Origin of the sequence: Gilliamella sp. B3801 (assembly GCF_026536645.1) — a bacterium.
GTDB lineage: Bacteria > Pseudomonadota > Gammaproteobacteria > Enterobacterales > Orbaceae > Gilliamella > Gilliamella apicola_I.
In genome coordinates this window covers 229,851-254,201 of sequence record NZ_JAFNNR010000002.1, presented here as the reverse complement: position 1 = coordinate 254,201, position 24,351 = coordinate 229,851, and the positions used below count along the sequence as shown (strand labels likewise).

The following is a 24,351-nucleotide window of genomic DNA, read 5'->3' as shown; positions in this document are numbered from 1 at the left end:
ATAAATATGATACTTTTAATAACTTTAAGACTTTTAACAGGTAATCTTTTAAAGATTTAACAAAACTATTGAATTAATTAAATAATATATCTTTATAAATTAAAATCCAATATAACAAGATAAAAAACAAGTTAAATTATGTACTTTTTATTGATACACTTCTAAATTAAACACAAAACCCTAACATCATTGTATTCTATGTTTTATGATAGAATATATGTTTAGTTATTTGCTTCATAATTTAATTACCGCTTTAAATCTGGTACATAAATGAAATCAACAAACAATAAATTTTCTGTAGCGCCCATGCTCGATTGGACCGATAAACATTGTCGGTATTTTCATCGGATATTGACCAAACAAACTTTACTGTATACCGAAATGGTAACAACAGGAGCAATCTTATTTGGTAAAGGGAATTACCTTGATTTTAACGTCGATGAACATCCTATTGCTTTACAACTTGGCGGAAGTGATCCCAATGCATTAGCACAGTGCGCTAAATTAGCTCAAAATCATGGTTATGATGAAGTAAATCTTAATGTTGGCTGCCCTTCAGATCGCGTTCAAAATGGGATGTTTGGTGCGTGCTTAATGGGAAATGCTGATTTAGTGGCTAAATGTATTGAGTCCATGCAAGAACAAATTGATATCCCCGTAACGGTTAAAACACGAATCGGGATCGATGATCTAGATAGCTACGCTTTTTTATGCCAATTTATTGAAACAGTTCTACCTTATACTAACACGTTTATTGTACATGCACGTAAAGCATGGTTATCCGGACTTAGCCCTAAAGAAAATCGTGAAGTTCCACCACTTGACTATGAACGAGTTTATCAACTCAAACGAGATTACCCTAACTTAACTATAGCCATCAATGGTGGTGTTAAAACGATCGACGAAATAAAACACCATTTAAATTATGTTGATGGCGTCATGGTGGGACGAGAAGCCTATCAGAATCCCATGTTATTAGCACAAATTGACTCCCAAATCTTTGGCTTAGATACGCAACCCATAGATCCAATAGCGGCAATACGATGTCTTTATCCTTATATCGAACAACAACTTTTACAAGGTGCTCAACTTAATCACATTATGCGTCATACATTGGGTATTTTTAATGGACAAAAAGGTGCAAAACAATGGCGACGCTATCTTAGCGAAAATGCACATAAAAAAGGGGCAGGGATTGAAGTTGTCGAACATGCTTTAAACTTTATTCAGTAACATTGTCAGCGTCATCCTGTTGTTATGGTTGTTTAAAAATTAAGCGTAATTGCAGGTGACAAGCAAATCGTTATATACTATTAAGCCATTTTCATAAAGGTCTAAATTCTGTGCGGTTAAATACAACTCAGCAACAAGCTGTTGAATATGTTTCTGGCCCTTGCCTGGTCTTAGCCGGTGCAGGTTCGGGAAAAACACGGGTTATAATAAACAAAATTGCTTACTTAATTCGTGTTAAGGAATATTTGCCACGCCATATTGTTGCTGTGACTTTTACTAATAAAGCCGCGCGTGAAATGAAAGAGCGTATTGCTCAATCACTCAGCAAACAAGAGGCAAGAGGGCTTAAAATCTCGACTTTTCATACACTGGGTTTGGATATCGTTCGTCGAGAATATAAACATCTTGGCATCAAAGCTAACTTTTCTTTATTTGATGATCATGATCAAACTGCATTACTCAAAGAACTGACTCAACAATGGTTAGATGGCGATAAAGATCTCATTAATCAATTGCGTTCAACTATTTCGAATTGGAAAAATGATATTGTCGACTCAACAATAGCCATGGCTAGAGCACAAACCAATAAAGAAAAGTTATTTGCTCATTGTTATCAGCTTTATGAAAAACAATTAAAAGCTTGCAGTATATTGGATTTTGATGATCTTATCTTATTGCCTACCTTATTATTAAAAAATAATGAAGAAGTTCGAGAAAAATGGCAAAATCGAGTTCGTTATCTACTCATTGATGAATATCAAGATACTAATACCAGTCAATATGAATTCATTAAATTATTAGTCGGTAATCGAGCCAAATTTACCGTTGTAGGCGATGATGATCAATCGATCTACTCATGGCGAGGAGCCCGCCCTAAAAATTTAGTTTTACTCCAACAAGATTTTCCTAATCTAGAAGTTATAAAACTCGAACAAAATTATCGATCTTCCGGGCGAATTTTAAAAGTTGCAAACATTTTAATTGAAAATAATCCCCATATATTTGAAAAAAAACTATTTTCAGAACTGGGTTATGGTGAACAGCTTAAAGTTATCTCTGCCGATAGCGAAGAGTCCGAAGCCGAAAAGGTGATCAATGATTTAATTGGTCATCGATTTGCGAATAATAGCCAATATGGTCAATATGCAATTTTATATCGTGGAAATCATCAAGCCAGATTGATCGAAAAAATGTTAATGCAATACCGGATCCCTTATCGAATTTCGGGGGGGACTTCCTTTTTTGCTCGAACTGAAATTAAAGATCTCATGGCCTACTTGCGATTATTGACAAATCCCGATGATGATAATGCGTTCATACGCATTATCAACACGCCAAAACGTGAAATAGGGCCAGTCACGATCCAAAAACTAGGGGAATGGGCAAATCATCGAGCTGTCAGTTTATATCAAGCAAGTCATGATATGGGACTTACGGAAGTATTATCTGGCAAACGAATGGAAACGCTACAACTCTTTATTCATTGGTTTGATTCACTAATTCAAAAATCCCATAATGAACCCATGGAAGCCATTCACGAGTTACTGCATGGAATCCATTATGAAAGTTGGATTTATGAAACATCACCCTCACCAACCGCAGGACAAATGCGAATGCGCAATATAGAGCAATTAATCAGTTGGTTAAATGATATGTTACAAGGTGATGACATTGACGAAGGTATGACACTTGAACAAGCCGTAGCAAGATTTACCTTACGGGATATGCTAGAACGCAACGAATCTGAAGAAGAACTCGATCAAGTTCAGCTTATGACACTTCATGCATCTAAAGGACTAGAATTCCCTTATGTCTATTTGGTTGGCATGTCTGAAGGCGTTTTACCGCATCAAAACAGTATTGATGAGGACAATATAGAAGAGGAGCGTCGTCTTGCTTATGTTGGCATTACCCGAGCACAACAAGAACTCACTTTTTCCTTTAGTCGTCAACGCAAACAATTTGGCGAAACAGTTTACGTAGAGCCAAGCCGTTTTTTGCTGGAACTCCCTCAAGATGATCTCAATTGGACGGATGAACGAACAAAATTATCCCCTGAGAAGAATATGCAACAAGGACAAAGCAGGCTTGCTATGTTAAAAGCGCAGATAGCCAATGCTAAATAAATATCAATTACAATTAAACTTAATTCGAAAAAATTTAAAAACAGGCGGAAAGAATAAACTGATAGAAATTTAGAATTAAAATTTCCAAATGGAAAATGTTTAAGTGATCGATAGAAGTTAAATAAAACCAATAAACAGATAACCTACAAATACCGTTTTAACGATTAGCAAATATAGACAAATAAAACGATAAATTGATGATATTTTGATAATCTAAGCAGACAAACGACTAAAAATCATTGACGGATCGAAATAGCTTTATATAATACACAGCGTTAAATCAACAAATCAATGATAACATGTCTCCTTAGCTCAGCTGGATAGAGCAACGGCCTTCTAAGCCGTAGGTCACAGGTTCGAATCCTGTAGGGGACGCCATTTCATCAATAACTCACAATGCCCGACCACGATTAAATCCCATTGATACTTGATTTTTAGAATTTTTAACACGATCTAATATGATTCTATAGGATTGACAACACCAATCTATTAACGGTGTCGTTACGGTATATTCTAATTCAGCAACAAAAAAATACTGTAAATAGGCTAATTGTAAAAGCTATTGAATCTGCAAAACCTAGGATAAACATCCAGTAGAACAAGCCAAATAATCCACCTAAATTCACCACGTATGTGCAAAGTAAGGTGAAAATTAATTTCGCAGTTTATTAACTCATAAACTTTCTAAAACCTATCTTTGATTTTCACATTAACAAAATTTTTTTAGTCATAATCATCTCTAAAAAAGCCTTCAAAAGAAGGCAAAGTATATAAGATGCTCGCCTTTTCGAGCTATCAGTATTCATAAATTCACCCGTAAATAATTTTGTGAATAATGTATTTGGCTGTATAGTGTGCTTTATTTATACACGAGAAACAGATATGAATATATTTAAGAGATTAGTGAAAGGCGATCTAGGTCTAGCTGTAACTTTTTGGGTGTTCGGTGTTTTATTTAGTGTGATTCTAATTGCAATTTATTTTGCAATTACTTCTATTTTCAACGCATATCACGTTCCAACATTGCTTAGAATTAGCGTAATCTTATTTATTTATTCAATTAATTTTTTAAATTCGATTCTGGTTCTTGTCGGTTTATTTAATCTATTAAAAAATAATGGCGTTACTTATTGGAGAGTGATAGCTTTGGTTGTTTGGTTATGCGCGACAGCATATTCAGTCTATGATGACAGCTGCGACATACTACATTTAGTTACGCAGTAGCCTTACAACTGTTTACATCTGTATTTTTAACATGTAAGCACTCTGAAGCGTTATGAATCGCAATTACCAGCAGTTCCCTAAATTATTAAGCCAACAGTTGAGGCTGATTGACTGCCGTTAATTTTGGTCCGCCGAGCATTTGGTGCATGAATTTGCGTTTTTCTTCGATGATAATACAATCATAAGGGCATTATTACCTATTTATTTTTGTTGGATAAAATAATCGATATTCCTTCGATGGCTAATTTTGTATAATTACTAAAAAATCAATTAACAAAAGGACATTATACATGTTCAAGAAGTTACTAGCTGTATTTGTTGTTAGTTTTGTTTTAGTTGGATGTGGTGATGGTTCACCTAAAGTTGACGCTTCATCTAAGTCAGCATTTCAAACATCAATGAAAGAAATATCGGAAACTTTAAAAGGAGAGGATAGCGATAATTTCAAAAAGGCAATATTTAACATTGTTTTCGCCGCTAGTTTTGAAACTGGAGGTGACGAAGCTAAAATTCAGCAAATATTGAAAGAAAAACTTGATGGTAAAACGGCAAAAGAAATCCTAAAAGAGTATAGCAAAAGTCAACCATAGTAAAAGATTAAAAGCTCGTTAAATGCGAGCTTTTTTGGGAAAAATAAATGACTAAAAAGTAAAAATATATAATTTTGTCATGATTACCTATCTTATTACTTCTAATGGTGCATTAGGATAAGGGCGATGGAGATAGATTTGATATGAGTAAATATCATTTTTATCTTCTGCAAACAGCGGAGTTTCGCCTTTTTTGTCTTCTAATGTCACTAATCTTCCATTTCCATAAAACATAATATTATAATTTTTGATCGGTTGTATATTTCCTATACTTTTAGATAATCTATTGTCTATATATTGTTCATCTTCTTTAATTAATTCAGTATCATTATATAATGATTTAAAGACTTCGGAATCTCTTACTTTCATAATGGCCAAGAAAGATTTTTTATCGCCTTTATTAATTATATTAGCTAAATGGTTATAATAATCTACGACTTCTTTAAGTAACTTATCCTTATTTTCTTTTCTCAAATCTATGCTGTGTTCCCAATTTTTTAGTTTGTACGGAACATCAATATTGAAAATCCATTCTTTGGTGATTAGTGGCATTTCTGCATGTGGATCATCCAATTTAAATTCGTAAATTAAAGTCGATTTTTGTTCTGAATAAGATGAATATCCATTATTATATTTATAAATACTTAATGTTAGGTAATCAATACCCAATTTATCTACCGTTTTATTTCCATCATTTGGTAATAAGACAATTTGTAATTTTTGTTTTCCCGATTTTAATATAAGATCATTAATAATTAATTCACTATCACTCGAACCTGCTAAATAATTTTTTCCAAAACCATGTTATTTACGTAAGATTCATACGGATTACCGGAAGTAACTTTTAAAGTATAGATAGTTTCTTGAATTATTTGTTTATCTGTTTTTTGTGCTTGTCCGCAAGAAAACAGAAAACTACTAAGTAAAAACACGTTTATTAATTTTTTCATGATTACCATACCTTCAACTCATTGCTACCTTGTGGCATATATAAAAAAATACCTCATCCTCATAAGGAGACGTCATTTTTTCTAAAGATTCTTAATTATAATTACCCTTAAATTTAGATGAAAAGATATCGATAGGTACGGAAAAATCGAGGTGTCTAATATCAAAAGGTTTTCCATTGATGATTTTAGAACTTTTTGGTTGCAGGACTTGATTGCATCCGATCCTCAAAATAGGTCATACAAATAATAAGTTTTTTTAAGTAGCTTCAATGTATTCTTTTCCGGAATTATAAATTTCTCTTTCATTAGATAATGTAATATGTTTTCTTTATATAAGTTATATGTTTTCCTTAATACTCATTTGTATATTTTTATCGTTATTTTAGCCCTCCAAAAATTATTGTCTGGTTTAATTGTTTATCAATTTTGTTTTAACCTAACTGAATAATCATGGTCATCATTTTCTAAGAAAAAGCGGAAAATTAATTTCCGCTTTTTTAATAAAATAACCAGTTTATAACTTTAATGCTTGAACACTTTGTACTAAGTCAGCTAGTTGGGTAACAATTTGGTTACCGGTATTCGCTTCGTCACCACCTAGTGTTTTATTGCGCATAAAGTCAGCTTTGATTTGTTGCCAACGTTTAGTTTGTTCTTTTGTTAACACCCCTCGAATTTCAGCAAGTTTAAGCAGATTTTCTTCAGCGCCGTTGGTCAGCAGTTGTGCCTCGCCCAAGTAGTGATCTTCAATAATTTGATTGAGTTCTTCATCATTCATTACGGAAGAAACTTTTTCGGCTAATTTGTTCATGTTTCGATAACTACCTTGTAACTTGAACGGCGGTTCTGTTCGGTACTTATCGGATTGCGCTGCGCTAATAATGTATTGCTGATTGACTTTAAAGACCACTTCTCGAATTTTCAGTAAATGACGCAGTACAGCGATAATTTCGCTAATTTCCGCTTGGCTATAGGCATAGCTAAGTTCGTTGGTGTTAAGCGGTTTTCCTTGCGCATGGTCGATAAACTGATATAGGTCATTAAGATCACGTAGTGCCAATGGCGATAATATTGGATTTGATGTTAAGCAGTTTTCAATGTAACTTGATGCAAACACTTCATCCATGCCACCTAAAACTTCACCTAAGTTATAAATATCTGCACGGTTGGCTAACATGTCAGGGATTTTGAAAACTTCACCCGATTCGGTATAAGGGTTGCCAGCCATAATGACACAGAATTTTTTACCCCGAAGGTCATAGGTTTTGGTCTTTTCTTTCCATACCCCTTCAATACGACGAGAACCATCACATAACGAAATAAATTTTTGTAAAAATTCTGGGTTAGTGTGTTGAATATCGTCAATATAAAGCATGACGTTATTACCCATTTCGAGCGCTAAATTGAGTTTTTCAAGTTCTTGTCGCGCGGTGGCATTTGGCGCTTGCTGTGGATCGAATGATAATACGCTGTGTCCTAGTGCCGGGCCGTTAATTTTCATAAATATTAAGCCAAGTCGATTAGCCACATATTCCATTAAGGTTGTTTTACCGTAACCTGGTGGCGAGATGAGTAGTAATAACCCCATTAAGTCAGTACGGCGACTTTCACCGACAGTGCCCATTTGTTTTGCTAAATTGTCCCCAATGATTGGTAAATACACTTGGTTGATCAGTTTATTACGCACAAATGAACTGAGTGGTTTAGCTTTGAATTCTTCAAGATGTAATTGCTCACGTTGTTCATCCAGCACTTCTTGACGCAGGCTTTGGTAATGTTGGAATTGCGGTATAACGACACGTGATTGTTTACGCATGCGACTAAAGAAGTCATCAAGATTGATTTGTAACACCCCTTGTGTAATTGAAGGGTGTTCACCTAATAAATCATTGACGGTGATATCCAGTTCAATTTCGCTGATTGCTAAAGTGATGTTACTTTCTTTATCCAACATGCATAGTAAAGTGGCTTCGGCGATGTATTCACTAAATTTTTGATATTGGGGTAGGGTACAAAGCCCTTTAAACCAACTTTCAATAAGATTCCAACGGTCAGCCAGTCGTTTTTTAAGATTTAATTGCGATTGGTTAAAATCACTCCACATGTGCGATTCTTCTAATCGAGTATTTAATCCTTCATATAAATAATGGCTATATTTGCTTAACGTAAATTGTTGTGGAATTTCAGCTAAGACATAGCTTAAGTATTCGCTTGCCTGTTTAATATGGTAAGGTTCATGTTCGATTGGCTGTTTTTGTAAGAATAGAGTGAGTTCAACCGATATTTCGTTTTGTAGATTTTTTAATCCTTCTTCATGTCCGAATAATGCTTGTATATCCTTACACGTTTTGGCACGTTCTGGCCATAATCTGACGATATCATTTTTTTGATTGTGATACCAAAACAGTATCGCCACGCTACGTGCTAATGGATTGTATCTAAGTAGTTTGGCGGCTTCACCAAGTGGAACAATTTTCGATAATATTTTTACCGCATCGTGATCATGTATCCCTTTTTCATAACCTTCTCGATAGCGTAAGGCAGCGTAGTCACGTACCGTTTTATTTAGAATTTCGGGTTGATTAAGTTGGCTGATTAAATCTTCATAACTTAAATTATGTTCTTTTTTTAATGCCGAGTTGATGATCGAATAGGCAAGATACTCTGCTCGATAGACAGTAGGGGATTCAGATTCAAGCGAGATAGTCCAAAAAGGTTGATAACTTTCTAATTTTGGATGGACTATTTTTTCTTGGTAATCGGTACCGGTCAATTGTAAGTAAAGATGATGTTCTTTGGGTACAATGGTAAGGTCAAGTTCTTGTGTATTGACGCTAAATTTATGTCTTGGCCCTAATTTAATGACATTTCCACCCGATTCAAAGATTTCGGATTTGTCACGTAAAGAACGTATTGCTTGATCTCTGGCACTTTTGAAGCGTGATTCAATATCATCAGCTTTGACATTATCAAAAAGTGCACGTAATTTTTCGACTATTTCACGAATTTTCAGCGCTAAAGGATCGGCAACAAAAAAGGCATTGAGTTCGTTTTGATCTGAAAATTTAGCGGTTCGTCTTGGAATACTGTCTAAAATTCTGTCAGCAGCAGTGAGTAGCGATTCGGTTCGTCTTGTTCGATCTTCAAGTAATGCTTGTTTGTGCGTTTCGAATGATTCTAAGATTTCTTCACGTTTTGCCAGTATGTCATTTAAAAATTCTTCACTTTCGCTAAACTGATTTTCCAGTTCTTCAAGTTGAACTAATAGCCTTGATAGTTCATCGTCACATTTTTCAGGTGTGGTGGCTAAGCTTAATGCACTGGCAATACTTTGACTGAATAGTTTGAATTGCGCACCAAATTGCGCCACCATTTCAACGCTGGATAGATTTTTTCGTTTTTGGTTAATGCGTGCTTTGGTTTGATTGAGTTTGGCATAAACTTCGGCGATCGATTCAATGATTTTGGTTTGTAGTGTTACGTCATCAAATTTTAATGATGCCATTAATTGCGAAAGCATATCTAAGTTTTCAGACATTTGGTCAGCGGTTTTTATCGGTTCGATAAGTTTGGCAACAGTGTCCGCTTTAGTAAGATACTTTTCAATTTCATCTATTTGTGTGATAAACGGTTCGAGCGCTTTGTCACTGCCTAAAAATTCGGCTGTCGCTAAAGATACGATAGATTGGCGTTCTTTTAAGGCTTTTTCCATTATGTCGATCTGATTCAAATCAATATAACGGTAAGTTCTTAATGTGACTAAACTACCTAGCTGCATTTTAATTGCATTTAGTGCATCTACGTATTGTTGTGTTTCTTGCCAGCTATCGGGATAGAGTTTAGTCAATAAGTCTTGTTGGTTTGAAATTGCTTCACGCATGGCGCTTTCAGATTGTCGGCGTATGCTTTCCACTTTTTCATATTCATCTATCACTAATTCACTCGTTTGTATAATGTTACGTAGTACAGGCGTAAAAGATAGATTTTTCTCGTCGTTGAGCCAAAAATAGCTGTCAAATAACCTTTTTGTGTCTTCACTTAGTTTGCTGTATAGTTGGGATGAAACCGATTGGTTATCAATTTCACGTGCAATAAAGTAAAGATCTGAAATCCCTCTGACCAGTTCCGCATTGCCTATCTTGCCTAAAAAACTGTTGTTAGTTGGTTGCGTCGCTGCAAATTCGTCACTATAAAAGGGGGTTTGCCAAATTTGCATTGGATGAACACGAGTCGGGTCGTTATTTTCACCTTCAAATACCACCATTCGACCGTCTTCAAACACTGCATAACCATGACCTAAAATTGGATTATCAAGTTTTCGTTCGATCATATTGTAGTTGAACAATGCTAAGCGACCTGAACTTGGTTCATAAAATATGTAGAGAACATCTTCGCCATTGGGTGAACGTCTGATACGTCTAAATCGCATACCCGACATGGATTGATCGAAAGTTTTATATTCCCCATTTTGTAGATAATATCCGCCAGGAAAGATTACACCATGATCTTCCGGTAGCTGAATACAGGCTTGTCCAATAAAATCGATGCGTTGGGCTTTTTGAGTGAGGGTGTTATAGATTAAATAGCGCCAGTTTTCTTCACGATACGGTAAGACTTTAAGTAAAATTAAGGATCCGACTTTTGCGTATTCAATTTTGGCATCGTTAATGGATTGATTTTTGTCGAGTACTTCTTCACTGTAGATTCCCAGCCCGTCATTGGTGTTGTTTTCACATTTTATGGTTAAGTCTCCGCCAATGGTTTCAACAAAGACTGTATCTAAAATATTTACATGCGGGAATCGTCCATTGACGATATTGTCACGTGTGGTTTCAATCCATTCAAAATCGTAAGCTGGTGGTAGCGCTATATCACGTTCACCACGATTATCGATGTAATCAATAGTTTTTTTGTCACTTGAAATTGACCAACGAAATACACGAATGTCACTGACTCGCTCACCAATTTGGAAACTGGCAAGTAGCTTTCCATCTCGTTCAACTAATTGAAGTAATTGTGCATTTTTATAATAGGTGTAGAATTCATTAAAATCTTGAACAAAGCGATCAATATTTAAAAAGGTATTGGATAGATCAACCGAATCGGCTTCGTAATTGCCATCTCGTTCTACAAGTTGATAAAGCGAGAATACGTCTTCGATTTTGGTTTCTTTTTTTAATCCTAGAAAGACGTTGTAACCAAAAAGTAACCAATCACCAAATCGAACTATGTCTCTGGCGATACAGTTATTTTCAGTTCTGATGCGAATACGTCCGATAATTGACATGTCACTTTTGCCAAATTCGGTCAGTCGTTGTTGGTTTAAGGCTTCGGTTTTTTGGTTTAGTTCTTGTCCTAGCGAAGTCAAACGTTTACGAAGGATTTCATAAGCACCGCCTTCGGCGACCGCTTTATCGAGTGTTGTTTGTTGTTCGTTTTCTTGTTCTATTTCTGCCATTTTTAACTCTTGATCATTATCCAGAAAGGCGATTGTTTTCGGTAGGCTATGATTGCCTTACCGAAAACAGGTGATAGTGATAATGTTGTTTTAATCATTATCAATAATGTGCAGTTGGGTTAGCTGTCACTTTCTTTTTTGCTATCCGATGGTAAAAATTGTTTAGCTAATGCTTTTAAATCAGTATTTTTTAATGTGTCTTTGATATCAATGTCTTTATTTCCGGATAGGCGTGATAAGACTGATTGTAGAGCAGATTGCAGAACAGGGCTTTGGTTAACTGTTCCTTCAATTGCTTTACCTACGCTAATGGCTTTAGAGAAGCTGTTAAAGAAGTTGTCATTACCGCCAACAATTTCAATATTTGCTTTACTAAATGCAGCTGCAAGTACGTCTGCTTGTTCTTTAGCGATTTCTTTATTCGCTGCAATTGCTGCCATTGCTTGTTCAAAGCCTTTTTCGAGTGCCAAGCGGAACTCTTCGTGATTTTTAGATTGTTCACTCATGGTGCCCATTGCTTGGAATTTTTCAATTAAACCATTTGCTTCAGCAGTTAGGCGTTCACGTATGATCAGTGCTTCAGCCAGACCTTGTTCTTTCATTGCAGCGGCTTTAGCAAAACCAATGCGTTCATCACCACGTGCTTGAGCTGATAGTTTTTCTTCCAGTATTTTCGCTTCAGTCAGACCTTGTTTTTCAGTTGCTGTCGCTTTCGCTTCAATGACTTTTGCTTCAGATAATCCTTTTTCTTGATTTCCTCTTGCTTCTGCTAATAAGGTTTCAGCGGTAATGTTGGCTTTGACTAATCCTTCTTTTTCTTCCGCTTCGGCACGTGCTTTACGTACTTTTGCTTCAGCAAGTCCAATTGCTGCTTCTTCTGCTTCAATACCTTGAGCAAGTTGTTTTTTCGCTTCGGCTTGTTTTGCAGCAGCTTCAAGTTCGGCTTGTGCCATGGTGCTAAGTTCGACCGCACGATGTTTCGATGCTTGTTCATCCGCTTCGGCTTGTTTAACTTGTTTGACTAATTCTTGCTCTGCTCGTGCTTCGGCTTCGATAATTGTTGTTTGTTTTTCTCGATCCGCTTTGGATACTTCACGCACTTCTTTGATGTTTTCTTCTTCAATCGCAACGGTTTTTTCAACGGCAACACGTTCACGAATCACATTGGCAATATGTTTCTTTTCTTCTTCAAGAACTTTATCTTTTTCGATTCGTTGTAATTCAACTTCACGTTCACGAGCGACGATTTCAAGTGAGCGAGCACGTTCAACACGTTCTTCTTCAATGGCAATTGCACGTAGGCGGTTTTGTTGTGCAACTTCTACTTCACGTAGACGATTTTCTTCACGAACTTCGATTTCTTGTTGCGATTGAATTCTTGCTTGTTCAGCTTTTAATCGCTCTTCTTCTTGAACTTTTAATGTTTCAGCTTGTTCACGAGCTCGAATCGTTTCAATTTCACGTTTTTGACGGGCTTCGGCATCGGCTTGTTGACGCTCAAGTTCTAATTTAGCTTCAATCGTTTCTGTGTCTTTTTTCTTTAAAGCTAATTCAAGATCTCTTTCCCGTTTGTTGGTTTCATCTTTATGGATAGCGGTGATAGCCGTGATTTTATTAATCCCTTCCGCATCGAATATATTATCGGGATCGAGTGATTTAATTGGTGTTTGTTCTAAGTAATCGATAGCGACATCTTCTAAAGCATAACCGTTAAGATCTTTTCCAATCACATCAATGATTCGTTCACGGAAATTCATCCGATCTTCAAAGAGTTTGGCTAGTTCGAATTGTTTACCAACCGTTTTTAGCGCTTCCGAGAATTTAGCACTAAATAGTGTGCTGACGGCTTTTTGATCTGATGCACGATCAACGCCGATCGATTTTGCCACTTTTAACACATCTTCTGTGGTTTCGTTAACACGTAAATAAAAGGCAACACAAATATCTGCACGTAGATTATCTTTACAGATTAATCCGTCTTTGCCTCGACGTTCTACATCAAAAGTAATCAATGATATTTTCATAAATTCTTTTTTGTAGATTACAGGATAGACTAACGCGCCAGTAAAGTGTACCTTCGGTCTTGACGTCATATCGTTAACAATTAGTGCAGTACCTTGCGGCACTTTTATATAAAATGCTTTGAATAATAAGAAAAATCCAACAATAACAAGGAATATAATTCCGATTGTTAACAAGAAAAATATGACTGTATCTTGATTGATTGACATGATTTGTTTTTCTCCAAAAAAATAATTTTGTTATCCATTAAACTCGTCGAGGCTAATAATTTCATAGCTATTATTTGTTTTATCATAGCTTAGCAAAATGGCTTTATCGCCACGTTTGAATTGATATGATTCGTTACATCTAACTTGTAAGATTAGACCTGCTCCACCGTCTTCATACGTTGCTTCACCTTTGGTTTCGCTGACAGTACTGGATCGGATTTCAACAGTTTGACCTAATAATGATTTATGACTATTGGCTGTATTGAGTTTGCTAAAAATAGGGCGTAGAGGTTTTATTGTAAATGCGGTTAAGTACACCGCCGCGATGAAGGCAGTTATAAAAATTATTAATCCTAATAAGTAGTAAATTAGCGCATAATGACTAATTGGTATCATGAAAAAACGAAAAGAAAAATAGCAGATTGACCATCCAAATAAAGAGATTAGGGTAATGACTAATGTCATGGGGACTTCGTTGAATCCTAACTTCATGAGTAAACCGCTAAATCCTGAAGCTGGATTATCAGTTGATAATTGTTTGACATCTATATCAAAATCAATGTCTAAGCAATCAACCGTTAAAACGCCAATTGATGCAACCAACCAATACAGTACGCAAATCGTGACTAATCCACTAAAGATGACGACTGGAAAAGAAAAAAAGATTCCCCAGAATAGATCCATTATATTTCCTTAAATTTCATTTTTCCAAATAGCTATATTTATAATTTTTAAGTTTAAAAAATAAATAACTATTTTAGTTTGTTTGTTTTTCTTTTAATCTGGCTAAAATTGCCATCGCGCTTTGATTGCCTGTTTTAATTCCTGCTGCTTCGAGCTTGTTATCAAGTGAACTTTCATTTTCTGCTGTTGCCAGTTCATTTTTTGCTTCAATAATGGCAGCATTTTTTTCCTGACGTTTTTTGATACGTTCTAAAGAATCTAACGCCGTTTGTAATTTAGCGGTCGAACTTCCATAACGTTGAGCAATCGCAGTTTGAGCTTTTTGCACGCTTTCGGTCGCTTTGACAATATCAACTTGTTGTTTTAAATTGCGAATGTTAATTTCAGTTTGTGAAATGGTTTGACGCAAGTTTTTTACACTGTCAGAAAAATAGGTCACCTGTTTTTGGTAGTTATCATGTTCGTTTTCAAGTGTCACTAATTTTTCAGCAATTTCTAATGCAAGTTCTTCATTATCTGAATCTAATGCTTTTACTGCGTAGCCTTCGTATTCAGTAATTTGAGTTTTAACTCTTTTTGCTTCTTTTTCCGCTATTTTTTGTTGAGCAAGAACGTTAGCTAGCGACTCTTTCGCTTGTTTAAGTTCTGCATCGGCGTCTCGGATTTCTTGATCCAATATGCGCAAAGCTTGGGTATCGATAATGGATTCACCGGCTTCGTTAATACCGCCTCGTAGTGCCGTAATCAGTTTTTTGAAAATGGTCATTGTTTAATCTCCTTATTGTTGATATTTATTCTGTAGTTAAATATTAAAGTAATGTTCGTAAGCTTCGGTCGCTTTGATCACATTATCGGATAAGGTTTCTAATTCATAAATGACATTACTTAGTATCGATGTCGCACTAAGCGCACCATACATAATATAGTTAACTGAGCCATCTCCCGTTTTTTCAATCGCAATGGTTGATAATGGGAAAAGCTTACGAGTGCATAAAATTTCTTCGTTAAATTGGGATGGTTGTTTAATTATATTAACAGGCCAAAGTAGCGCTTCAACAATAATTTGTTGATTTGATACACTTAAAAATAGTGGTAAGTCACCATATTCATGCATGATAATATGCAAACAAGCATCAACACCATCAATGATTTCGATACTTGCAGAACCTTGTTTAACTAATTCAGAATTGTTTAATTCATCATAAAGATCTGTAATTAACCAAACTTTATTATTTTTCATTTCATTATATTCCTGTTTATCATTAAAACGCTGGTTGTTTATTACCAAAGGTAGTCGAAATTGCTTTTCAATGTCGAGTAACCTTGAAGTATTTTCTGGCAAAATCCAAACTTCTTTTTTGATTAAGCCCTGATCACGCAGACGTTGTCGATACTGCTGCTGATAAAAAGCTGAGCTTTTTGTCTCTTTCATTTTTTTCATAAAAATTAGTTAAGATTTTGTTAGTGTTTAATGTGAGCAATATTATCATAAAAACATCACATGTAAATATTACATGTGATGTTTTTTATGATGATTATTTATTCATGAAAAATTGAGTTATTTTTAAATAATTATTTGATTAATTGTGCTTTATTAATAGTTGTCTGTTGAGTAGCCATTAACGATAGGATAATTAATCTTTATTCAGCGCCATATTATTGAATAAATTTGAAACGTGTTCAATTCGATTTGTTGTTTTTTTTGATGTACCGAATTTTAGGCTAGCTTGATCTCCTTTTCTAACAAAAACCCGCATAAGCGGGTTAATTGTCAACATTATGTTATCAGGCGATTTTAAAAATCGATATCTAAGCCGAGTTGGAATGTTCGACCCGGTGCAGTAAATAGATCGAGGTATTTACGATCAGATGAACGATATAACTTGTTATTACTTAAATAATCCCAGTATTTTTGGTCGGTAAGATTATAAATACCACCACTTAACTTGACGTTTTTAGTGATGTTAACATAGCTGGTTAAGTCAATGACTCCATGTCCTGCGATTCTAAAATATTCTTCTTTTGAATCAGGAATGGGTTTACCATCATTGTTATAGGATTCCCGTGAAGTTGGGGTGGTTTTTTTGCCTTTTTGGAAAGTTGCATTAATTGCAATACCATAAAATTTATTTGGATCATCCCATGCTAAACCAATGGTACTTTTGAGTGGGGCAATAGAGTCCATTTCAATATATTTATCACCTAAATAGCTCGATTTTGATTTACCTTGGTTGTAGCCAATTGCAAATTTAGCTGTTAAGCCATTAGCTTGGTCGAACCATGAACCAAAATTAAATTCACTGCTTAATTCGGCACCATAGATGTACGCTTTATCACGGTTTTCGGCTTGATAAACCAGTCGATTACCCGTTCCGACAAAATCTTTTTTATAGCGTGTGTAAGCGATAAAATTTTTGTATTTATTGTAGAAAGCTGCGGTGGATAAGGTTATTCCTGTCATGGGATGACCTTTAACACCTAATTCAAAATTGTCGCTTGTTTCGGTTTTGAGATTAGAGTCACCAACCAGTACATACATGGTGCTATGCGCTAAATAAGAACCATAAAGTTGATTTTGGTTTGGCATTTGTGCGCTACGCTTATATTGAAGGTAAGCTGTAAAATTAGGATTGATGTCGTACATCAAAGCGAGTGAAGGTAATAGTTGAAAATCACTGTTACTTTTATATTGTTGGCTTAGTCTAGATGCATCTGCAATGGTGACAGCCATATTTTCTAAATGACGTGGCTTTGTTTTTTGATAAATTGCTCGAATGCCAGGTACTAAGTAATAGTTATGATGATCATTAATATTGAAGGCGATTCGGTCTTCAATAAATCCACCAAGTTGATAAGTACGGCTGTCAGCTTGGGGTTTAGTGTAATCTCCGTCAGGGAAAATCTTTCCATATCTTGGTTTGGCTGATGTATAAAATGGCGATTCGTCTTCACTCCATTTACCATTTAAACCAGCACTTATTTTTTGATTATTATATTGTTTTAGCAAGGTGGTAATAAAATTATAGGCTTTAGTATTGTAATTGGTTTGAATGTTATATTGACCATTTGTTGTGTGATTTAGATAGGTGCTGTCATACACATTCGTGCGTTGATAATTTAATTGCGTTGTCAGGCTATCAATCCAATTAATATTGGTTGGTGTCCATATATCTTTTATCGCCAAATTGAAGCGGTTGTTTTTACTTCGTTGCTTATCATGCGATTCAATTTTTTTACCATTTTTGTCCCATGTATCATAGTGCGAATGTTTGGTTTTGTTATTGTAATCAATGGTCGTATTAAGCTGATGCCCATCGGTCATTTGCCAACTGAAACCCGCAAGGATTGAATTTGAATGGTAGTTTTCCGGATAGTTATTAATTGAGTTTCCGTAATTTCTTCCTTGCTGTCCATCACGACGACTTAATACGATAATTCCGTTTAGTTCATCATCACCGCCTGCTAATGTGATACCTTGATGATAGCTTCTGTCGGTGCTGTCATAATTATTTTGGAATCCAAAATAGCTGGTTTTTCCGGGATAGAGGTAATAGCTAGCAGTTTTAGTTTGAAACGACACCGATCCACCAAGTGCATTATTGGCATTACTTACCGAAGTTGCGCCAGATTGAATATCGACCTTGTTATACATATAGGTATCGATGTAATCGCGTCCTATTCCATACGAGCCAAAGCCTGCTCGCCCGACAGAATTGACGCGTCCTTGTGCAATAGGCAGTGGCATTCCGTCAATATCGATAGAAACGCGATTAGCATCTAATCCTCGAATGTTGTAACCTGTAAAGCCTCCTCTGTCCCAACTACTTTTACCACTGCCAGAACCCGATATGTTGCCCGATGCTGAAATCAATGGTTGGTAGCGCATAAGCGTGCCAAAATTAGTCCCGCCGTCTCGTCGAATATCCTGTTCGGAAATTTCAGTATTGATACCCGGTTGTTTGATTGATTCGTGTGCCGTTACTGTCATGATGTCGTTGATTTTTTCATCATCATGTTTGTCAGTTGCTATGGCAGGCATAACGAATGTTAAGCCTAAAGCTAGTGTGCCCGTTTTTTTTAAATTCTTAATGTATAACATGTTTAACCTTCAATCTTACTAATCTAAATTAAATGATTTTTATCATTCGTTAAAAACAGTTTTCGTGATGCTTGATTGTTTTATCGTTACTGTTAAATGCCTTTAATGCTGAATAATCTAAAGTACTTTCAATTGATTATTCTGGGTAAAAAATTTGATAAAGCTGGGTAGCAACTTCATCCACTCGTGGCCCAATGCCAAAAAGATAACTGTCATCAATGGTTTTAATTCGATTATTTTTGTAAGCCGATGTTTCGGTTATGCCAGATATCGTTTGTAATTTATCCATACCCCCTAATTGTTGTATGGAATGGCTGTTTATTAAAATTACATCAGGATTCATCGCAATTAGCGATTCGGCGCTGTAATTTTTATAGCTGTTATGCGTCGCTAGATTTTCACCACCTGCAATGGTGATTAAGGCGTCAGCGGTGGTATTTTTACCGGCAATGGCATTACTTCCTCCCATTGTCATCATGAATAATACTTTGGTTTTTTGGGGATGCGTTTTAATCTTGTCTTGTAGCTTGGAAAGATGGGTTTTTATTCTGGTAATTAATTGATTACCCTCATGTTGCTTGTTGAGTTTTTGAGCAATCTTTTCAATGTTTTGATAAAGTAATTCAACTGTGCCTGGGACACGTGGTAATGCCAATACGTCAACGCTAGCTTGATGCATTTGTGTTAAAACGTTATCGGGTTCAATATCATTAAAGGCAATAAATAGCGTTGGTTTAAGCGATAATATACCTTCTATGTTGAGCAGTTTCCAATATCCAATTTGGGGTAGATGTTGAGTTGTTGCCGGATACGTACTGGTTTTATCAACACCGACCACTTGTTGATCTTCTCCCAAAGCATAAACAATCTCTGTTAACGATCCCCCAGCAATGACAATTCTTTGATTAGCTGAACTGATATTTATTAAACCTGATAATGTAAGTATAAGTAAAATAACACTCAGGTTTGTATATATTTTTTTAATCATTACATAATTCCTATAGCTAAAATACAGTTGCATTACACTATATTGAAAATGAGAACTATTATCAATAGTGATATGGTGATATTTTTACGTTTTAGTTGGATATTCGGTTTAAAACTAAGGGGAAATAGAGTAAGAACAATGAATGTTATAAGTGATTATTTTGTTAAAAATGGCAAAAAGTTGAAAAAAGGAGATTCAAATTGGTAGTAAAAGAATCTCATCACTCATTGAAAAAATAAAAATATCTATCAAAGTATCAAATGGTTAATAAAAAATTAAATAAAATATATTGATAAATGATAATAATTATTATTTAATCTTTACAGAATATTTAATCAGAATGGCAGTTATGAAATCTTTAGATGTTAGTCCTTTTTATGCGTTAAATTCAGCACTTCCTTTTAAGGATCGCTGGGCGGTTATGCCTTTACAGGCAAGTTTACCCGTTGCCCCACACGAAATTGAACAAAAATGGCAAGAAATTCAAAATGCTGATTTGCGTGGTCGAAAGCGTCTTATTTATATTCATATTCCTTTTTGTGACATTCATTGTCAATTTTGTGGCTTTTATCAAAACCCCTTGCGTAAATTTGATACAAGTACTTATATCGATTATTTATTGAAAGAAATTTCATTGGAAATTAATAATCAAGCCATGCAATCCGCCCCCATTCATGCCATTTATTTTGGCGGTGGTACGCCTTCGGCTTTAGCTGCCGGGCAATTAGCACGCGTTATCCGTTATCTTAAGCAATATGCGCCTTTAGCCCCCGATTGCGAAATTACGGTAGAAGGGCGTATTTCTGATTTTGATGATGAAAAAGTGGATAGCTATATTGAGGCGGGTGCTAATCGATTTTCAATTGGCATACAAACCTTCAATACGACAATCAGACAGAAGTTAGGTCGTCAATCAACAGAACAAGAAATTATCAAAAATTTTGAGCGTATTGCTTCACGTGATAGTGTGGCATTAGTCTGCGATTTGATGTTTGGTTTACCTAATCAAACTATTGAAACTTGGCAACGTGATCTTGAAATCGTCAATGATCTTCCGTTAGATGGTGTTGATCTTTATTCACTAAATTTACTACCTACCACACCGTTAGCAAAAGGGGTAGAAAACAACCGTATAGCGTTGCCGTCAGTAAGTGACAAATGTCATTTTTATCATCAAGGTGCTGAGTTTTTAGCTAAACAGGGGTGGGTTCATTTGACCAATGCGCATTGGGCTAAAACAAGTCGTGAACGTAACTTGTACAACTTTTTGATTAAGCAAGGTTCGCATTTTTTTGGCTTTGGATCGTGTGCTGGTGGTAAATTAGATACGCATTCGTATATGCTTCATCGTGACTTAAATCAGTATTATATGCAACTTGATCAGGGCAAAAAACCCCTAATGATGTTAACAGGTAAATCCTTATTAGGGGATTGGTTACATCAATTACAAGCAGGCATTGAGAAAGGTCGAGTGGATTTGACTAAATTGACCGAGCATAGTCATTTATTTGATCCTTTAATTAAACAGTGGCATCAAGTTGGTTTACTTCAAGATGAGGATCATTGTTTACGACTGACATTATCTGGTCGTTTTTGGTCAAGCAATATTTTGCAAGCTTTGCAGCAGTTGTTATTACAACTGAACAACCCCGAACATATTGAATTACAGCATAAAATGGCAAAGGCTAAGCAAGCAATGAAAGGTCATCCTGCTATGCCTGGTGCACATTCTGAAAAGAAAAATAATCAACCTATTTCACATCATTAAAGGATATTAACATGGTAGATAAGCAAACTCATCTCAGTAATCTTTCAACTTATATGCAAACCAATCCCGAGGAGTTATTAGAAAAAATTGCTCAAGATCATCAAGTGACTTTGACGCAAGTTATTCAAGCCTTACCAGATGCGAAAATTGTTGATGGTTCTTATTTTGATATGATTTGGGATGAAGTGACAACTTGGGGCGATGTGTTATTTTTGATCCATACCGGTGATGTCATTGCTGAAATTTCAGGTGAATTACCGCCAGGTTCGCATAGTCAAAAATATTTCAATCTACGTCATCAAAAAGGATTAAGTGGTCATATTAAAGCTGAACATTGTCAATATATTGCTTTTATTGAACGTAAATTTATGAAAATGTCGACAGCTTCGATGATCTTTCTTAATCATATGGGACAATCAATGTTTAAAATTTTTGTGGGTCGTGATGAAAAACATCAGTTAAAACAGGATCAATTAGAAAAATTTAGAGCATTAGCAAATAAAATTAACTAATGTTGAGATGATAATAGCATGAAAACAATATTAGTTTTTGGTGTCAGTCCAAAATTGGGTACGGGTTATCAGATTTGTCAGTTAGTTAAACAGTGCCAACCAAGTTGGCGTTGTATTGCATTGGTACGAGACGAAACTTTTGCCAAGCAGTTAAGTGAGCAAGGTATTGAGTGTCATGTCGGTGATGCGACCGACTCATCTATGGTTAGCCAGCTTTGTGCATTAGCCGGACCTGACGCCACAATTATTTCAACACTGGGTGGGGAAACCGGAAATTATCTGGCACAACGTATTATTATTGATTGTGCTGAACAAGCCAATATAAGGCAGATGGTGTTAGTCACATCCTTAGGTTGTGGTGATACATGGTCAACATTATCTTTACGAGCTAAACAAGCGTTTGGACATGCGGTACGTGAAAAATCGTTAGCGGAAGTTTGGTTACAAACTAGCACGCTAAAATACCTTATATTAAGACCGGGTGGATTACAAAATGGGGAACTAACAGGTAATGCAAAATGCTATTTTCAGCAAGAGGTACATGGACTGATTCATCGTATCGATTTAGCGAAAGTCATTATTGATAAAATAGCGCATCAGCAACTTGATAATAAAGCTTATACTGTTATTGATCCGAATCTTAAATTTGAACATTAAAATAGCATGAATGTAATTAAATCCATATTTTTAGTGAGGATAGTGAGTGCAACGTTATAGTCATCGTTCATTGTTATGGGGACTGTTTATCGTGCTGTTGGTTTTGATGGTTTTATCAGCTAATACGGGTGCTTTAACATTTCCGGTTTCTCAGTTATTGTCATTATCATTTGATGATCCATTGATGAATATTTGGTTGAATATACGTTTACCTCGTATTTTATTAGCAGTGATTGTTGGTATGGCATTAGCAACTTCAGGCGCTGTCATGCAAGGATTATTTCGTAATCCTTTAGCGGATTCAGGTTTGTTGGGTATCAGCAGTGGCGCTGGTTTGTTGGTTGGTTTGTCAGTTTTATTTCCGACTATCTTTCCACCAATTATGATGCTGTATGGAAAAATGTTGGCTGCTTTTTTGGGTAGTTTATTCATCTGTTTTCTGATCTATCTTTATAGTCTTCATGCCGAGTGTAATTTGGCCAAAATGGTGTTGTTGGGTGTAGCAATCAATGCCATTATCGGAGCAGTAATGGGATGCCTAAGTTATATTAGTGATGAAGCACAATTAAGACAAATATCACTTTGGTCAATGGGGCATTTGGGTAAAGGATCGTGGGAATTAGTGTTAGTTGCTACTTCGTTAATTATCCCTGCTTTGTTAGCCATTTTGGTTCTTTCTCATCAGCTCAATATATTGCAATTGGGGGATGAAGATGCGCACTATTTAGGTATTAATGTTATTCGTTTGAAGCAATATTTGTTGGTGTTTAGTGCCATTTTAATCGGTACATCGGTTGCAGTAAGTGGCATTATTGCTTTTGTTGGTTTGGTGGTTCCTCATATGATTCGATTACGTATTGGGGCTAATCATAGCGTGTTATTACCTGCATCGGCATTGGCAGGTGGCTGTTTATTACTCTCTGCCGATACTCTGGCAAGAACGGTTGTTGCACCGACTGAAATACCGGTAGGGTTATTGACAAGTTTAATTGGTGGACCTTATTTTCTTTGGCTCATTTTAAGGCACAAATAACGGGTATAATTTGACGATGTTGACAGCAAAAAACTTAACTTTTTATTGTGGTACTCGGTGTTTAATCGATGATGTGTCTTTAGATATTCAAGCTGGCGAAATTGCCATTATCATTGGTCCTAATGGTGCAGGTAAATCAACTTTATTACGGCTTTTAACGGGTTATCAGACCCCATCATCTGGCGATATTTATCTTTTTGATAAAGCGATGACACAATGGTCTGCTAAGCAATTAGCTAAAGTGAGAACGGTGATGTTACAGCATAGCCAGATGACGTTTCCTTTTACGGTAAAAGAAGTGGTGGCAATGGGGCGAGCACCTTACGGTAAACTTCATTGCGAGCAAGCCATTCACGAAACTATGCAACAAACTGATTGCTTGAAGTTGGCCAACCGAGATTACCGTAGCTTGTCAGGCGGAGAACAGCAACGTGTACAATTGGCTCGCGTTTTAGCCCAATTGTGGCAAGAGGAGCCAACTGAAAAGCTACTTTTTTTAGATGAACCCACTTCAGCATTAGATCTGTATCATCAGCAACATACATTGCGATTATTAAAACAACTCGCCAAAGAACAGCAACTGGCAGTATGTTGTGTGTTACATGATCTTAATTTGGCTGCCTTGTATGCGGATAAAGTGTTGCTTCTTAGTCAGGGAAAAATCGTTAAGCAAGGTGCATCTGCTGAAGTATTAACTGTTGAAAATATTAATCATTGGTATGGGGTTGAATTAGGTATTATTCCGCACCCTAGTAATGCTTTGGTTCCGCAACTCTATTTAATGCCTTAATTTTGATA

General features: G+C 35.8%; 15 protein-coding genes, 1 tRNA gene and 1 pseudogene. 9 read left to right on the top strand and 8 right to left on the bottom strand.

Annotated features, from left to right (window positions below; all coding sequences use genetic code 11):
* Positions 1-270 precede the first annotated feature (270 nt).
* The 4 genes from dusA to J3U14_RS02530 all read left to right on the top strand — a co-directional run bounded on the left by dusA (position 271) and on the right by J3U14_RS02530 (position 5,173).
* Positions 271-1,233 carry a tRNA dihydrouridine(20/20a) synthase DusA gene (gene dusA, locus J3U14_RS02545; RefSeq protein WP_267359622.1) on the top strand — a complete coding sequence of 321 codons (963 nt, stop codon included), beginning with the start codon at positions 271-273 and terminating at the stop codon, positions 1,231-1,233.
* Positions 1,234-1,343: 110 nt separating this feature from the next.
* A complete protein-coding gene (rep, locus tag J3U14_RS02540) occupies positions 1,344-3,359 on the top strand; it encodes a DNA helicase Rep (RefSeq protein ID WP_267350739.1) in 2,016 nt (671 codons plus the stop codon).
* Between the two features lie 301 nt (positions 3,360-3,660).
* Positions 3,661-3,737: transfer RNA gene (locus J3U14_RS02535), tRNA-Arg, on the top strand.
* 1,136 nt (positions 3,738-4,873) lie between these two features.
* Complete coding sequence (locus tag J3U14_RS02530; RefSeq protein WP_267350741.1) at positions 4,874-5,173, top strand: DUF6694 family lipoprotein; 300 nt, start codon at positions 4,874-4,876, stop codon at positions 5,171-5,173.
* Positions 5,174-5,260: 87 nt separating this feature from the next.
* Here J3U14_RS02530 and J3U14_RS02525 read toward each other — a convergent pair whose 3' ends face one another.
* From J3U14_RS02525 to J3U14_RS02490, 8 genes are all read right to left on the bottom strand, one after another.
* Positions 5,261-5,842: a hypothetical protein gene (locus tag J3U14_RS02525; protein WP_267350742.1), complete on the bottom strand. Its 582-nt coding sequence runs from the start codon at positions 5,840-5,842 to the stop codon at positions 5,261-5,263.
* Positions 5,843-6,637: 795 nt separating this feature from the next.
* Complete coding sequence (locus J3U14_RS02520) at positions 6,638-11,581, bottom strand: DNA repair ATPase (protein WP_267350744.1); 4,944 nt, start codon at positions 11,579-11,581, stop codon at positions 6,638-6,640.
* Between the two features lie 119 nt (positions 11,582-11,700).
* Positions 11,701-13,812 carry a hypothetical protein gene (locus J3U14_RS02515; RefSeq protein WP_267350746.1) on the bottom strand — a complete coding sequence of 704 codons (2,112 nt, stop codon included), beginning with the start codon at positions 13,810-13,812 and terminating at the stop codon, positions 11,701-11,703.
* 30 nt (positions 13,813-13,842) lie between these two features.
* On the bottom strand, positions 13,843-14,496 hold the full coding sequence (locus tag J3U14_RS02510) for an OB-fold-containig protein (protein ID WP_267350747.1): 654 nt from the start codon (positions 14,494-14,496) through the stop codon (positions 13,843-13,845).
* A 73-nt stretch (positions 14,497-14,569) separates the two neighbouring features.
* Positions 14,570-15,262 carry a PspA/IM30 family protein gene (locus tag J3U14_RS02505; protein WP_267350749.1) on the bottom strand — a complete coding sequence of 231 codons (693 nt, stop codon included), beginning with the start codon at positions 15,260-15,262 and terminating at the stop codon, positions 14,570-14,572.
* Between the two features lie 36 nt (positions 15,263-15,298).
* Complete coding sequence (locus J3U14_RS02500; RefSeq protein WP_267350751.1) at positions 15,299-15,928, bottom strand: YjfI family protein; 630 nt, start codon at positions 15,926-15,928, stop codon at positions 15,299-15,301.
* Between the two features lie 363 nt (positions 15,929-16,291).
* The gene (locus J3U14_RS02495; RefSeq protein ID WP_267350753.1) at positions 16,292-18,595 is read right to left on the bottom strand and encodes a TonB-dependent receptor domain-containing protein; all 2,304 of its coding nucleotides are present in this window, start codon (positions 18,593-18,595) and stop codon (positions 16,292-16,294) included.
* Positions 18,596-18,731: 136 nt separating this feature from the next.
* On the bottom strand, positions 18,732-19,583 hold the full coding sequence (locus tag J3U14_RS02490) for a heme/hemin ABC transporter substrate-binding protein (RefSeq protein ID WP_267350754.1): 852 nt from the start codon (positions 19,581-19,583) through the stop codon (positions 18,732-18,734).
* Positions 19,584-19,923: 340 nt separating this feature from the next.
* On the opposite strand from J3U14_RS02490, the pseudogene hutW reads away from it, so the two are divergent.
* The 5 genes and pseudogenes from hutW to J3U14_RS02465 all read left to right on the top strand — a co-directional run.
* Positions 19,924-21,237, top strand: a pseudogene (gene hutW, locus J3U14_RS02485) (heme anaerobic degradation radical SAM methyltransferase ChuW/HutW); the annotation flags it as partial.
* 125 nt (positions 21,238-21,362) lie between these two features.
* Complete coding sequence (hutX, locus tag J3U14_RS02480) at positions 21,363-21,863, top strand: heme utilization cystosolic carrier protein HutX (RefSeq protein ID WP_065558198.1); 501 nt, start codon at positions 21,363-21,365, stop codon at positions 21,861-21,863.
* 18 nt (positions 21,864-21,881) lie between these two features.
* A complete protein-coding gene (locus J3U14_RS02475; protein WP_267350759.1) occupies positions 21,882-22,520 on the top strand; it encodes an NAD(P)H-binding protein in 639 nt (212 codons plus the stop codon).
* A 106-nt stretch (positions 22,521-22,626) separates the two neighbouring features.
* Positions 22,627-23,553 carry a FecCD family ABC transporter permease gene (locus J3U14_RS02470; RefSeq protein ID WP_411589888.1) on the top strand — a complete coding sequence of 309 codons (927 nt, stop codon included), beginning with the start codon at positions 22,627-22,629 and terminating at the stop codon, positions 23,551-23,553.
* Positions 23,554-23,569: 16 nt separating this feature from the next.
* Complete coding sequence (locus J3U14_RS02465) at positions 23,570-24,343, top strand: heme ABC transporter ATP-binding protein (RefSeq protein ID WP_267350763.1); 774 nt, start codon at positions 23,570-23,572, stop codon at positions 24,341-24,343.
* Positions 24,344-24,351 lie beyond the last annotated feature (8 nt).